Annotated in this window: 14 protein-coding genes; 6 read left to right on the forward strand and 8 right to left on the reverse strand. The window is 35.0% G+C overall.

Annotated features, from left to right (window positions below):
* Positions 1–14: 14 nt before the first annotated feature.
* Both IEV15_RS08720 and uvrA read right to left on the reverse strand, forming a co-directional pair.
* Entirely contained in the window at positions 15–638 is a 624-nt protein-coding gene (locus IEV15_RS08720) for a hypothetical protein (RefSeq protein WP_188362142.1), read from the reverse strand.
* A gap of 252 nt (positions 639–890) precedes the next feature.
* Entirely contained in the window at positions 891–3,680 is a 2,790-nt protein-coding gene (uvrA, locus tag IEV15_RS08725) for an excinuclease ABC subunit UvrA (RefSeq protein WP_188362143.1), read from the reverse strand.
* A 281-nt stretch (positions 3,681–3,961) separates the two neighbouring features.
* Here uvrA and IEV15_RS08730 point away from each other — a divergent pair, with 281 nt between their 5' ends.
* Together IEV15_RS08730 and IEV15_RS08735 are read left to right on the forward strand one after the other, a co-directional pair.
* Positions 3,962–4,546 carry an RNA polymerase sigma factor gene (locus IEV15_RS08730; RefSeq protein ID WP_188362144.1) on the forward strand — a complete coding sequence of 195 codons (585 nt, stop codon included), beginning with the start codon at positions 3,962–3,964 and terminating at the stop codon, positions 4,544–4,546.
* Positions 4,547–4,600: 54 nt separating this feature from the next.
* A complete protein-coding gene (locus IEV15_RS08735; RefSeq protein WP_188362145.1) occupies positions 4,601–4,744 on the forward strand; it encodes a hypothetical protein in 144 nt (47 codons plus the stop codon).
* 18 nt (positions 4,745–4,762) lie between these two features.
* On the opposite strand, the gene IEV15_RS08740 is transcribed toward IEV15_RS08735, so the two are convergent.
* Positions 4,763–5,422 carry an endonuclease III domain-containing protein gene (locus IEV15_RS08740; protein WP_188362146.1) on the reverse strand — a complete coding sequence of 220 codons (660 nt, stop codon included), beginning with the start codon at positions 5,420–5,422 and terminating at the stop codon, positions 4,763–4,765.
* Positions 5,423–5,481: 59 nt separating this feature from the next.
* Between IEV15_RS08740 and bcp the strand changes: the two genes are divergently transcribed.
* Positions 5,482–5,934, forward strand: a complete 453-nt coding sequence (gene bcp / locus IEV15_RS08745) for a thioredoxin-dependent thiol peroxidase (RefSeq protein WP_188362147.1) — start codon at positions 5,482–5,484, stop codon at positions 5,932–5,934.
* A gap of 38 nt (positions 5,935–5,972) precedes the next feature.
* On the opposite strand, the gene IEV15_RS08750 is transcribed toward bcp, so the two are convergent.
* Positions 5,973–7,433, reverse strand: coding sequence for a TonB-dependent receptor (locus tag IEV15_RS08750; RefSeq protein WP_188362332.1), 1,461 nt, complete (start codon positions 7,431–7,433; stop codon positions 5,973–5,975).
* Between the two features lie 97 nt (positions 7,434–7,530).
* Here IEV15_RS08750 and IEV15_RS08755 point away from each other — a divergent pair, with 97 nt between their 5' ends.
* Genes IEV15_RS08755 through IEV15_RS08765 form a run of 3 tightly spaced genes read left to right on the forward strand, consistent with a single transcriptional unit; the run spans position 7,531 to position 9,318 of the window.
* Positions 7,531–8,295, forward strand: coding sequence for an MBL fold metallo-hydrolase (locus tag IEV15_RS08755; RefSeq protein WP_188362148.1), 765 nt, complete (start codon positions 7,531–7,533; stop codon positions 8,293–8,295).
* Positions 8,296–8,310: 15 nt separating this feature from the next.
* Entirely contained in the window at positions 8,311–8,796 is a 486-nt protein-coding gene (locus IEV15_RS08760) for a hypothetical protein (RefSeq protein WP_188362149.1), read from the forward strand.
* 33 nt (positions 8,797–8,829) lie between these two features.
* A complete protein-coding gene (locus tag IEV15_RS08765; RefSeq protein ID WP_188362150.1) occupies positions 8,830–9,318 on the forward strand; it encodes a hypothetical protein in 489 nt (162 codons plus the stop codon).
* Here IEV15_RS08765 and IEV15_RS08770 read toward each other — a convergent pair.
* Genes IEV15_RS08770 through IEV15_RS08785 form a run of 4 tightly spaced genes read right to left on the reverse strand, consistent with a single transcriptional unit; the run spans position 9,315 to position 13,458 of the window.
* The gene (locus tag IEV15_RS08770) at positions 9,315–9,956 is read right to left on the reverse strand and encodes an alpha/beta hydrolase (RefSeq protein WP_188362151.1); all 642 of its coding nucleotides are present in this window, start codon (positions 9,954–9,956) and stop codon (positions 9,315–9,317) included. The genes IEV15_RS08765 and IEV15_RS08770 overlap by 4 nt on opposite strands.
* 2 nt (positions 9,957–9,958) lie before the next feature.
* Positions 9,959–10,276, reverse strand: coding sequence for a hypothetical protein (locus tag IEV15_RS08775; RefSeq protein WP_188362152.1), 318 nt, complete (start codon positions 10,274–10,276; stop codon positions 9,959–9,961).
* A gap of 3 nt (positions 10,277–10,279) precedes the next feature.
* A complete protein-coding gene (locus tag IEV15_RS08780) occupies positions 10,280–11,533 on the reverse strand; it encodes a dihydroorotase (RefSeq protein WP_188362153.1) in 1,254 nt (417 codons plus the stop codon).
* Complete coding sequence (locus IEV15_RS08785; protein ID WP_188362154.1) at positions 11,530–13,458, reverse strand: vWA domain-containing protein; 1,929 nt, start codon at positions 13,456–13,458, stop codon at positions 11,530–11,532. The genes IEV15_RS08780 and IEV15_RS08785 overlap by 4 nt, the downstream gene beginning before the upstream one ends.
* Positions 13,459–13,656: the final 198 nt, after the last annotated feature.

Genomic DNA, 13,656 nt, shown 5'->3' on the forward strand with positions numbered 1-13,656 from the left:
TCAATTTAAATTATTTATTTTTTATTGTCTGCTAGCACTTTAGTTCCATCTGTTCTATAATAATAGTAACTATTGTCATTGTATGTATAACCATTGTGTGCTCCTTGAGAAGGACCGTAATAGGTAGTTGTTGCATAAGCCGTGTTTCCTCTTGTAAAGTTCACATGACCCACCATTCTGGTTACCATTCCTCTGTTATTATATGCAATTTGCATGCCACCAATTTGTGTTAATCCAAAATTATTGTATCGCATATAAACAGTTCCAATTCGGTTTACTCTATTAAAACGGTCGTAGTTGATAAATGTATTTCCAACGCGTCTCACTCTTCCAAAACTATCATGTTCAATTCGCACACCATAGTTCATTGCTATTGGAGCATTACCTCGGGTTGTTGCTCCTCTTCGGTAATAAAATCCACCTTGACTATCATCAGGACGTGTATTGAAATCAAAATCACCATTTAAGAATACAAAAAATTCAATACCTCGTTCTACAAATACAATTGGTTCTGCGTCCATATAATGAACAGCTCCACCACGAGTTCTGTCAAATTCAGAAAAAGTAACTTTTTCTGCTGCTACAGCCAAACTTACAACCAGCAAGTTCATGGCTACTAAAAAGGTAATTTTTTTCATGACACATTCAATTTAATCATTTTTGCTTACTCTTGAGTTTTTCAGCTTTCACTAAGACTTGAATGAAATTCAGTTTCTTGATTAGCTATTTTCAATTGCTGTGCCAAAACAAAATAATTGATTGTGAATGAGTTGTTAATGATAATTAACTAGTTGAAAATAAGTGGCTTATCTTTAATTTTGAACAATAAAAAGCGACTTCACTATTTTGAAGTTTTCATTTTAAGAAGAAAAATTAAGTTTCGGAAGCGATTACAATTTTTCTTTTAAATAAAATCCGGTAAGTGATTTTGAATTTTTAACGATGGTTTCCGGAGTGCCGAAAGCAATTAATTGTCCGCCATTTTCACCGCCTTCAGGACCTATATCAATGATGTAATCGGCACATTTTATTAAATCCAAATTGTGCTCAATAACAATAATCGAATGGCCTTTGTCAAGCAAAGCATCAAAGGAAGCCAACAGTTTTTTGATATCATGAAAATGCAATCCGGTTGTGGGTTCGTCAAATATAAACAAGGCTTTGTCTTTGGTTGTCCCTTTAACTAAAAAGGTAGCCAATTTGATTCGTTGTGCTTCTCCACCGGAAAGGGTAGAAGAAGATTGTCCCAATTGTACATAGCCTAAACCAACATCTTGAAGTGGTTGTAGTTTTTGCGTAATTTTTGTTTGCTGGTGCGATTTAAAAAAGTCCAAAGCGTCATCAATGGTCATTTTTAAAATGTCATCTATGTTTTTATTTTCAAAAGTAACTTCCAGAATCTCCTTTTTGAAACGTTTTCCGCCACAAGTGTCACATTCCAAATGAACATCGGCCATAAATTGCATTTCAATGGTCACTTCACCATCGCCTTTGCAGGTTTCACAACGACCACCATCAACATTGAACGAAAAATGTTTGGGCAAATACCCTCTTATTTTGGATAACTTTTGTTTGGTAAATAAATCTCGAATGTCGTCATACGCCTTGATATAAGTCACCGGATTTGAACGCGAACTTCTACCAATTGGGTTTTGATCTACAAACTCAATGTGTTTGATATGAGAATAATTGCCTCGAATTTCAGTAAACTGACCAGCTTTATCGGAAACACCTTCCAGCTTTTTTTGTAATGCCGGATACACAATTTTTTTTACTAAAGTACTTTTTCCACTACCTGAAACGCCTGTAATTACCGTCAAACAATCTAAAGGGAAAGTGACATCAATGTTTTTTAAATTATTTTCACGAGCTCCGATAATTTCAATGTAATTTTTAAAAGGTCTACGTTTTTTGGGAACCGCAATTGCCAATTCGCCACTAAGGTATTTTCCTGTCAAAGCATCTGATTGCAGTATCTCAGCAAAGGTGCCTTCTGCCACCAGGTTTCCGCCATTACTTCCGGCTTCGGGACCTATGTCAAAAATTCTATCGGCGGCTTTCATGATATCTTCATCGTGTTCGACAACAATCACTGTATTTCCTAAATTTCGTAAATTTTTTAATACCGCAATGAGGCGTTCCGTATCTTTTGGATGCAATCCAATACTTGGTTCGTCCAAAATATACATGGAACCCACTAAACTGCTTCCCAATGAAGTAGCTAAATTTATTCGTTGTGATTCGCCTCCTGAAAGTGAATTGGAATTTCTATTTAAAGTTAAATAACTTAATCCAACATCTGCCAGAAACTGTAAGCGATTATTGATTTCAATCAACAAACGTTTGGCTACCTTTTGATCATGTTCAGAAATCTCTAATTCGGAAAAAAAGTGAATTAAATTTTTGATGGGTAAATCAACCAATTCTGAGATGGTTTTACCGCCTACTTTAATAGCATTGGTTTCCACTCGTAATCGCTTTCCTTTGCAAGTTTTGCATTTAGTCTTTCCTCGATATCGAGAAAGCATTACACGATTTTGAATCTTATAATTTTTTTCTTCCAGTTCACGAAAAAACTCATGCAGTCCTGTAAAATAGGAATTGCCATTCCAAACAAGATTTTTTTGTTCTTCCGTTAATTCAAAATAAGGCTTGTGAATAGGAAAATCAAATTTGTAAGCTGAATTTACCAACATATCCCGATACCAACCCATACTATCACCTCGCCAAGGATAAACTGCATTTTCAAAAATGGATAAAGCGGTATTCGGAATCACCAATTCTTCATCAATACCAATTATATTGCCATAACCTTCGCAAGTGGGACAAGCTCCATAGGGATTATTAAAACTAAACAAATGAATGTTAGGTTCTAAAAAAGTCATGCCATCCAATTCAAAATTAGTACTGAATTCAAAACGAGTTTTCGCCTCATGCTGTTGCAGGTAACAAACGCCTTTACCTTCATAAAAAGCGGTTTGAACAGCATCAGCCAAACGATTAAAAAAAGCTTCATCGTCTTTAATTACCAATCGGTCAATAATGAGAAAAATGGATTTATTGTCTAAAGAATGTTGTTCAATTTCATCCAATCGAACTACAGTATCATCCATCAGAATTCGTGCAAAACCCTGTTGCAATAACACTTTTAATTTGTCTTCAAGTTGTCTTCCTGATTCCAAATGAATAGGAGCCAAAAGCAACCACCTACTTTCCGATTCAAAAGTCTTAATGGTATTGATGACATCTGAAACAGTATGTTTTTTTACTTCATTGCCTGAAACCGGCGAATAGGTTTTTCCGATTCGGGCAAAAAGCAATTTTAGATAATCATAAATCTCGGTGGAAGTTCCAACAGTTGAACGAGCATTTGTGGTATTTACTTTTTGTTCAATAGCTACAGCAGGAGCAATTCCTTTGATGTAGTCTACTTTAGGTTTGTCTAATCTTCCTAAAAACTGACGTGCATAGGAGGAAAGGCTTTCGACATAGCGGCGTTGTCCTTCAGCATATAATGTGTCAAATGCTAAACTTGATTTTCCGGAACCCGATAAACCGGTGATAACCACAAACTGATTTCGGGGAATCGCAATGTCTAAATTTTTCAGATTATGCAATCCTGCTCCTTTAATTAGGATGTATTTTTTTGGTTCGAGTGCAAGAAATTCTTTTGTTGTCATAGCAATAGGCAAAGAAATGCAAAGATATAAATTGTGAAGCAATATTTTGAACAAGCTTGAACTTGTTTTTTATGCCTAAAAAGGAGGCTAAATTTATTTTTTATTACGGTTTTCCGCAAATATTGTGTAGTAATGTGTTAAAAATTGAAATTTTGTTTGACATTTCCATATTTTTTATGTTACATTTGAAGTGTCATTAAATATTAAACAATAATTGCCTATAGCAAAGAACTACTTTTTAGAAAATATTGGTCCCTAACAAAATTAAAAAGAGTAGAATTATGGCTATTGTTACCACCCCAGACGCGATTTTAGTGAAGAACTATGTTTCAGGAGATGAAGCATCCCTTTCTTTACTAATAGAAAGACATCAATCAAAAATTTACGGTTTTATCTATTCAAAGATATCTGACAGAGATGTATCCGATGATATTTTTCAAGATACTTTTATTAAAGTTATTAAAACTTTAAAATCAAACTCGTATAATGAAGAAGGTAAGTTTCTACCCTGGGTGATGCGTATTGCTCATAATTTAGTGGTAGATCATTACAGAAGAAACAAAAAAATGCCCATGTTTAGAGAAACTGAGGAATTTTCAATTTTTTCTATTATGACTGATAATTCACAAACCATCGAAAATCAATTGATAACGGAACAAGTTGAAAATGATTTGAAGCGATTAATTGAAGAATTACCCGATGATCAAAAGCAAGTATTGGTTATGAGAATGTATCAAGATTTAAGCTTTAAAGAAATTGCAGATTTAACCGGTGTCAGTATTAATACGGCTTTAGGAAGAATGCGATATGCTTTGATGAATTTGCGAAAAGTTATTGATAAAAATAATATTATTTTAACCAATTAAAATACTAAAGATAAAAGTTCTCCGTTATAAAATTAATTAACAGTTATAATTTATATGGGGAAACTTTACACTAAGAAACAATTAGCGGCTCCAAAGATGTTACCTAAAAAAGAAACTATAAGTTTTTTACTCAACTATTCAAAAGCGTTGCGTATGATTAAAGTAGGAAACATGACTTTCGAAACTATCGCTAATTAAGGAAACATCCCGATTAACTTATCGGGATGTTTTTTTTTCAAATTCTTTCAAAATTTCTTTTCTACCAATTGCTTTGGTAATAATGTCTCTTTCAATATCCCAACCTCGTGCCGGTGAATATTCTCTTCCATACCAAATAATTTGGAGGTGTAAATCATTCCATAATTCTCTTGGAAAAATAGCTTTGGCATCTTTTTCGGTTTGTACTACATTTTTTCCATTTGATAAATTCCAGCGGTACATCAATCGGTGAATGTGCGTATCTACCGGAAAAGCAGGAACACCAAAGGCTTGACTCATCACCACGCTAGCTGTTTTGTGACCAACGGCAGGCAGCGATTCAAGTGCTTCAAAACTTTGGGGTACTTTACCTTCATATTTATCAATTAAAATGTGAGATAAGCCATAAATCCCTTTTGATTTCATGGGAGATAGTCCGCATGGTTTTATAATTTCTTTAATTTCTTCTACAGACATTTTTATCATGTCATACGGATTATCAGCTTTTTCAAATAGAATAGGAGTGATTTGATTTACTCTCACATCCGTGCACTGTGCTGAAAGTAAAACGGCAATTAATAAGGTATACGGATCTTTGTGGTCTAATGGAATAGGAATTTCAGGATATAAGTCATTTAACGTATTTATAACAAATGTTGCACGCTCTTTCTTGGTCATTTTTGTAATTTTATAAAAGTAAAAATACAATAATTCACCAAATTAAAATCAAAATAGTTATGACCCATTTAAATGTAGGAGATAAAGCACCATCTTTTATTGGTAAGGACCAAGAAGGCAAAACTCATCAACTGGCTGATTATGCCGGAAAAAAGTTAGTTATCTTTTTTTATCCAAAAGCAAATACGCCGGGATGTACTGCAGAAGCGTGTGACCTAAGAGATAATTATGAACGTTTTCAAGCGAACAACTATGCTTTGTTGGGAGTTAGTGCTGATAATGCCAAAGCTCAATCTAATTTTAAAAACAAATATGAATTCCCGTTTCCCTTGTTGGCTGACGAGGATAAATCAGTGATTCATGCATTTGGTGTTTGGGGACCTAAAAAATTCATGGGAAAAGAATATGACGGCATTCACCGAACTACTTTTGTTATTGACGAAAATGGACTCATTACGAATATCATTTCGGAAGTGAAAACTAAGGCCCACGCTAATCAAATATTGGGATAAAAAAAACCGAGTAGTTTATTTGCTACTCGGTTTTTTTATTAATTCTTCTCTTCTAATTCTTTCTTTTCAGAAAAGCCGAAGAGCTTATCTCTTTTAATCAATTCGGCAATACCCTTTGGTAGCATAGCTTCCCAACCCGGAATGTCTTTGGTTATCATTTTCAATACCTGACGGGAATAAATTTCTAAGTTATCGGTATTGAAGTTTTCGATGTCAAGCACTTTTCCATTGAATTTGAAGAATTTGTATAATTCTTTCATTCTAGGATGTACTTTTAAGTTTTCTGAATTGATAACCATTTTGTTTTCATCTTTCATCGGATATAAGAATACTTTCAAATCACGATAGAATAATTTACCGAATGCTTCTAATATTCCGCCACTTAAATGACGGTAATATTTTTCGTCAAAAATATCGATAAGGTTATTTACTCCAATGGCTAATCCCATACGTGCTTTCGTATAACTAGAGAAATATTCAACTACTCTATAGTATTCCTGGAAGTTAGAAATCATCACATATTGTCCTAATGAACAGAGTAATTCGGCTCTGTCCATAAAATCACGCTCGTCAATTTCTCCCTCTGAACGAAGGTTGGAAAGTGTAATTTCAAAAATAACCAAGGTGTTATCAGGATCTACTTTTGACTCCTCCAAAAACATTTCAAGCGATTTCTCATACATGTCCATGTTTACTTTGGTAACGGGTCTGAAACTGCCACGTAATGTCAAAATATTTTTCTTGTAAAGAATAGCAGCCGGTAATATATTATTTCCATCAGGTCCAAACATTACCGCATCGGTCATTCCGTTTTTAACCAATTGTAAACTCATTAATCGGTTGTCAACATTAGCAAATCTTGGGCCTGAGAAGTTAATTGTATCAATTTCTATTTGGTCTTTATCCAAATGGTCATATAAATAACGCAATAATTTTTTTGGATCGTTGTATTTATAAAAACCGCCATAAATTAGATTAACACCTAAAATACCTAAAGTTTCTTGTTGCAAACGGGCATCGTTTTCTTTGAATCGAATGTGAAGAATGATTTCATTGTAGTCTTCGTCAGGTTCAATTTGGTATTTAACACCCACCCATCCGTGACCTTTAAATTGTTTTGCAAAATCAATTGTCGCTACTGTATTGGCATAACTGAAAAACATTTTGTTGGGATGTTTCACACGATCCAAACGTTCTTCAATTAAGCGAACTTCATGCGACAGCATTTTTTTTAGACGACTTTCGGTTACATAACGTCCGTCTTCTTCGGTTCCATAAATGGCATCACTAAAATCTTTATCATAAGCTGACATTGCTTTTGCAATAGTTCCGGAAGAACCTCCGGCTCTGAAAAAGTGACGAACAGTTTCCTGACCGGCACCAATTTCAGCAAAAGTGCCATATATATTTTCGTTTAAATTGATTCGCAAAGCTTTATCCTTCAACGAAGGAATTTGTTCGATGGCTTTATCGCCTTTCAATTTGATTTCCGTAGCTATTCTCTCCATGATTTCATTTGTATTGCTATGCAAAGTTAACAATTATCATGCCTTTTTAAAAGTTAATTTGTGCTATTTTTGTGTAAAATTTTACATTTTGGAGGTTTATTTTTTAGGCACAGGTACATCTCAAGGTATTCCGGTTATCGGAAGCAATCATTCTGTATGTAAAAGCACAGATTTGAAGGACAAACGCCTTCGTGTTTCTATTTGGATACGATGGGAGGACCATTCCTATGTGATTGATTGTGGACCTGATTTCAGGCAACAAATGTTGACTTCCGGTTGCACGCAGTTGGACGGAATTTTATTTACACACGAACATGCCGATCACACCGCAGGATTAGATGATATTCGTCCGTTTTTCTTCAGACAAGGCGATATTCCGATTTATGGACATCAACGGGTGATTGCCAATTTACAAAAGCGATTTGATTACATTTTTGAATTGGAGAATAAATATCCCGGAGCTCCTTCTGTTACTGTCAATTTTGTTGCGAATAACATACCTTTTGCCTTGGGTAACAAATCGGTTATTCCCATAAATGTAATGCACGGAACATTACAGGTTTTTGGTTATAGAATTGATGATTTTGCCTATTTAACCGATGTTAAAACTATTGAACAAGAGGAAGCCGCAAAATTAAAAAACTTGAAAGTATTGGTTGTGAATACCTTGCGAAAAGAACCCCACGAAACACACTTTAATTTACAAGAGGCTTTGGATTTCATTGCTTTATTAAAACCCGAAAAAGCCTACCTGACTCATATTAGTCATTTGTTAGGTTTTCACGAAGAAGTGCAAAAAACATTACCAAAAAATGTATTTTTGGCCTATGATACTTTAGAAATTACTATTTAACTTATTTTATAAATTATGAAAAAATCACTTTCGTTGTACTTATTAATTGTTTCTGTTTTGTTTACCTTATTTACTTATATGTATTACAGCAAGCAAGTCAAATTTGAAAAAGAACGATTAGAGACCTATAAAATAAAAGCTAAAGACTCCATTTTTCAGCTTAAAACGCAAGTAATGGAAGCCAATTATTTTTCGTTGGAATACAATGAAAGTGCTCAAAATTATTTAGAAAATTATGATGTAAACAAACTTATTCCCATCATAACAGAAAGTTTGCTGAATTATAATGACTCAAAAGAAGGCAACGAATTTACAGGTCAAGATAAAATTGGTGAACAAAAATTTATTATCAATAAAATAAAAGTACTCAACCACAGATGGATTATTGCCGAATATAGCGACGGTACTTACTGGGGTGAAGTGTTGTTGCAGTATTTTATTGAAGAAGATGATTCCATTACCTTCAAAATTTTACAAACATTTATTTATCCTAAGAACTAATTTAGTATTTTTATAGTTGGTAATTTAAATCCAATGAAAAACAATTTAGTGTTCGTTTTCGTTTTTGTAGTGTTCTTTTCTTGTAAGGATACTGATGTTGTTGTTGTAGCAGATGATTCAGAAGAAAAAGAAATTGAAAACATCATTGTTGGTGCCAATACCGATAGCGAGGGTTGTTTAACCACTGCCGGTTATACTTGGTCGAAATTGAAAAAAGATTGTGTTCGCTTGTTTAATAGTGCTATTCGACTTTATCCCAAAACAAATCCTGAAACGCAAGACGCACTTTTAATAAGCTATATAATTTTAAGTGATGATGGTATGGAGGCTGAATTGTTTATTCCCAACCATGACCAATCTTTAGTTTTAATCCGAACAAATGAAGGTTTGCCTTATATTTTTAATGATTATGAACTCACTGCATTTGAAGGATTCACATTACGCCAAAATGGGGAAGTCATTTATTTGGGTGATGGTGAAATTGGCCCAAAATTTACCGGAAAAGATAAGAACGACGACTAATTCTCAAGCAACCATTTTCTGAAATCATAGAAGTTTTGTGGTGAAACACCATGACCAATAGGGTATTCTTTAAAGGTAACTTCCATTCCAAAAGGTTTCAAAGCTTCCGGAGTTTTTCTTGCCCATTCCACCGGAATAACTTGATCAACTGTTCCATGCGAAGCAAAAATTGCTAGTTTTGAAAAGTCCTTTTTTTCAAATCCTTCAACAGCCATATCTACATTTAAATAACCGCTCAACGCAATTACTCGTTTTATTTTTTCGGGATAGGATAAAGCGATGGCATAGCTTAAAATGGCTCCTTGACTAAATCCCACTAATGAAATTTCGGTTGCATCAATCGGATATTTGTTCTTCATTTCATCTATAAAATCAACAATCAAATCTCTGGATTGACGGGCTTGATTTAAATCGGAAAACTTATTTTCATCGGCATCAAAATTGATAGCATACCACGCATAACTACCGTATTGCATGTCATGCGGAGCTTGAGCAGCAATTACATAATAGTTATCGGGAAGCTCAGAAGCAAAAGAAAACAAATCTTCTTTGTTGCTACCATAGCCGTGTAATAAAAGTAACATCGGGTTTTTTTCAAGAACTACTTTAGGAGGTCGTACTAGGTATTCTAAAGGCATAATTATAAGTTTTTAAAGAGGCTTTGATACAATCCACCAACTAAAGGCACCACTTTTTGATCACCATTTAGGGCACTTAAAAAGCCGTAAATCCACAGAATAAAAAAGAAAATATAAAAGGCAGAGGAAACCATCCAACTGTCAAAATAGCCAATAGGATAACCTAAAGCAAAGAACGTTAAAAAGATGCCCAAAGCTTGACGGATATGAAAACTCGCAAAATGACTTTTGTTTTCACTGTTCATAAAAATGGCGATAACCGTTCCAATTAATGTTAAATAAGCAACTATTGCAGTTGATTTTGTATTTGAATCCGACATAATTTAGTTTATTTTTAAAATTCCTTTGTTGTAAACACCATAGACTTTTCCTTTCATTTGCTCACCTAAGAAAGCGGTGTTTTTTGATTTGGATAGTATGGCTTCTTTAGAAAATGTCCATTCTCCTTTTGGGTTGAACAAGGTTATGTTTGCTTTTTCTCCTTCGTTTAAAGACGGTTTCTCAAAACCAAACAAATTGCTTCCGGCTGTAAGTTTCGCAATTATGATTTCCAATGGCAAGACATTTTGCAAAGCTCCAAAAGCACTTTCTAATCCGATGGTGCCGTTTTTAGCTAGGTCAAATTCCATTTTTTTATGTTCGATATCGATAGGATTATGATCCGAAGTAATGCAGTCGATTGTGCCGTCAAGTACTCCGGCAAGCAAGGCTTTTCTATTGACATCATCGCGAAGTGGTGGTGTAACTTTATAGCGAGTGTCAAATTCTTCTAATTTTTCATCAGTTAAAACCAGGTGATGCACGGCAACACTACAAGTTACTTGCAAACCTTTAGCTTTGGCTTCTTTGATTAAAGCAACGGATTGTGCTGTTGAAATTGTAGGAATGTGTAATTTACCTCCGGTGTATTCCAACAAGTATAAATTTCGGACAATGATGAGTTCTTCCGCTAGGGTTGGAATGCCTTTTAATCCCAATCGTGTGGAGACAATTCCTTCGTGAACCACACCGCTTCCTTTTATTTTTTCATCTTGACTAAAAGCGATAATCAAACCGTTGAAGTCCCGAGCATATTGCAAACCAATTTTTAAAAGATTCGCATTAGCAAGTGATTTGTTGTAATCACCAAAGGCAATGGCTCCGGCATTTTTCATATCAAACATTTCAGCAAGATCAGTGCCCTCCGAGTTTTTGGTGAAAGCTCCAATTGGGAATAACTCCGTGACCTGTTGATTGGCTTTTTCTTTTACAAATTTTATTTGCGATTGATTGTCTAAAACAGGGGAGGTGTTGGGTTGCAAAGCTATTCCCGTGAAACCGCTTTTAGCCGCTACCTGCAATCCGTTGGCAATGGTCTCGCGGTCTTCATAGCCCGGTTCGCCAAAAGATACTGAAGTGTCAAACCAGCCTTGTGAAACATGAAGGTTGTCTAATTTTATTTCTTCAAAAGAGGCTTTTGTGGCGAGGTTTTTCCCAATTTGTTTTAGGATTCCGTTTTCAATTTCAAGGTCAACCACTTGGTTGTGAAACGAACTTTTTGGGTCAATGATTTTTGCTTCTCGAATGATTAGATTCATTTGACAAATTTTTGAATTAGAATTTCCAGTACGATGAATAGTAATGCAAACAACACAAACCATTTCCAGATTTGTTGGTCGGTTCTATCTGTTTGAAGGGTGTCAAAAACAGAAGCAAGGTTGGTTGCTACATTTTCATCTTTCAAAAGCGTACTATTGTTTTCAAACAGATTACTTTCTTGTCTATCAAAATTAAGACTTATATTTTTAATGGGCGTTTCTTTTTTCAAGATACTATAATTACCTGCATCAAGCGGTAGGTTGGTTAGGGCAATTTTTACTTTGTTGTTTACAATTTGTTGGATGGGAATGAAGCTTTGCTCACCATCGGCGATTGAAATGATGTCGTCTTTTTCTAAAGCAGCATCGATGAAGAAAACATTTGAGTTGCCGATTGTTAGTGCTACCACTCCGGTTAGCAAACTATTTTGTGCCATGTTGTAAAAAGTAGGCACAATGATAGGCGAATTTTGAAAGTTGGAATTCTCCTTATTAATAGCACCTGAAAAAACATATACTTTTCCAAATCCGTTTTGAAAACCAGTCAAAAAGGCGGATTGGTCTTGATAACTCAAGATAGGAGGATATTGAGAGTTTACAGGAAAGTTTGATTTGGTGCCGGGATATTGAAAGTTATCGGTTTTCTTTTCAAAAACGCTGTTGAATAGTGGATGTGAAAAGGAAATCTTGGTGATTAATTTTTCATTGCTTTCTAAATTCCCAAAAGAAACCGCTCCCAAAGTTCTGATGACTTGGGTCAAGGCTTGCGGATTTGTTTTGTTGGATGGAATCACAATTAGATTACCGCCTTTTCCAACAAAAGATTTGAGGGTGATTTGTAACGCATTCGGAATTTCCTCCAGTTCATTTAAAATGACGGTTTCTTGTTTTTCCAGTTGGTTGTAATCTAAAGCGGCTAACTCGTAATTACTGTAATTGAATTCATCGGGGGTGTAAATGCGGGTTAGGAAATTACTTTTGACGGTAGTTCCGATGCTGATTACGTTTAGTTTTTCGGGTTTGGTTATGCTGAAATAATAGGTGTTGTCATACGTTAAGCCGTTGTCTTCGATGGATACATACCCGTGGAAATCTTCTTTGGGAATGGTGAAGAGCAAATTCTTTTGTTTGGTATCAAACGTAGTGAGTGTTTTGGCAATCAGGTTAGATTTGTTGTATAAAGCAACCGGAAGTTCTACATCCGTTTTGCCGTGTGCAGTGAGGGTAACGTTTATTTCATAAAAGTTGTCTAACGTTTGTTGAATGAAAACGCTGTCGATGCTTACGTTGTTTTTTTGTTCGGATTTTGGGATCACATAAAAGGTATTCCACGTACTGTCCGGTTTTTTTATGGCGGTTTGGCTTAAACCTATGGCATCGGTTATGACAACAATGTCTTTACCTAAGATGGATTTCTTTGAATTTATTTTGGCAAAATGGTTGTCCAGTTGAAAGCTGCTACTACTGTATTTTATGTTTTGCAACTCCTTTTGAATGGATTTGATATCAGTGTTTACAAACGATTCATCTGCGGTATACAGGGTGAAGTTTTGATTTTCGGGTACCGTTTCGAGGAGTTCCTGAACGGTGCGTTTCAGAAGCTCGCCTTTTTGACCTTTGGCCTGCATGCTGTGGGAATTATCTAAAATGATAAAGAGTTCGTTGGTGGCAGAGGCACTGTCTTTCGCTTTGAAAATGGGTTGAGCGAAAGCGAGTATCAAAAACGTGAGGAGCAACAAACGGGTAAGTAGCAGTAACCACTTTTTGAGTTGTGAGCTTTTGCGGGTTTGAATGGCAAGTTCTTTAAGAAAACGAACGTTGGTAAAGTATTCTTTCTTGAATCGTCGTAATTGGAATAAGTGAACTAAAATCGGGATTACGAGCAGAAAAAGGAAGTAAAGGATTTCAGGATTCTTGAACTGCATTTGATGAAAGTTTGTCAAAAATACAATTTAATTGTTTTAAATGAGAAATTTTAAATTCTAAATGTTTGTGAAAATTTTTAAAGAGGTGCTGAGTTGCTGAGGTACTGAGTTGCTAAGGTGTTTTGATGACGCTTCGCTTTTTTTTGACATTAAGATGTTAAGACGCTTCGCTTTATTTCATTAAGGTGATTAAGGTTT

It is taken from the genome of Flavobacterium orientale (assembly GCF_014638005.1).
GTDB classification, from domain to species: Bacteria; Bacteroidota; Bacteroidia; order Flavobacteriales; family Flavobacteriaceae; genus Flavobacterium; species Flavobacterium orientale.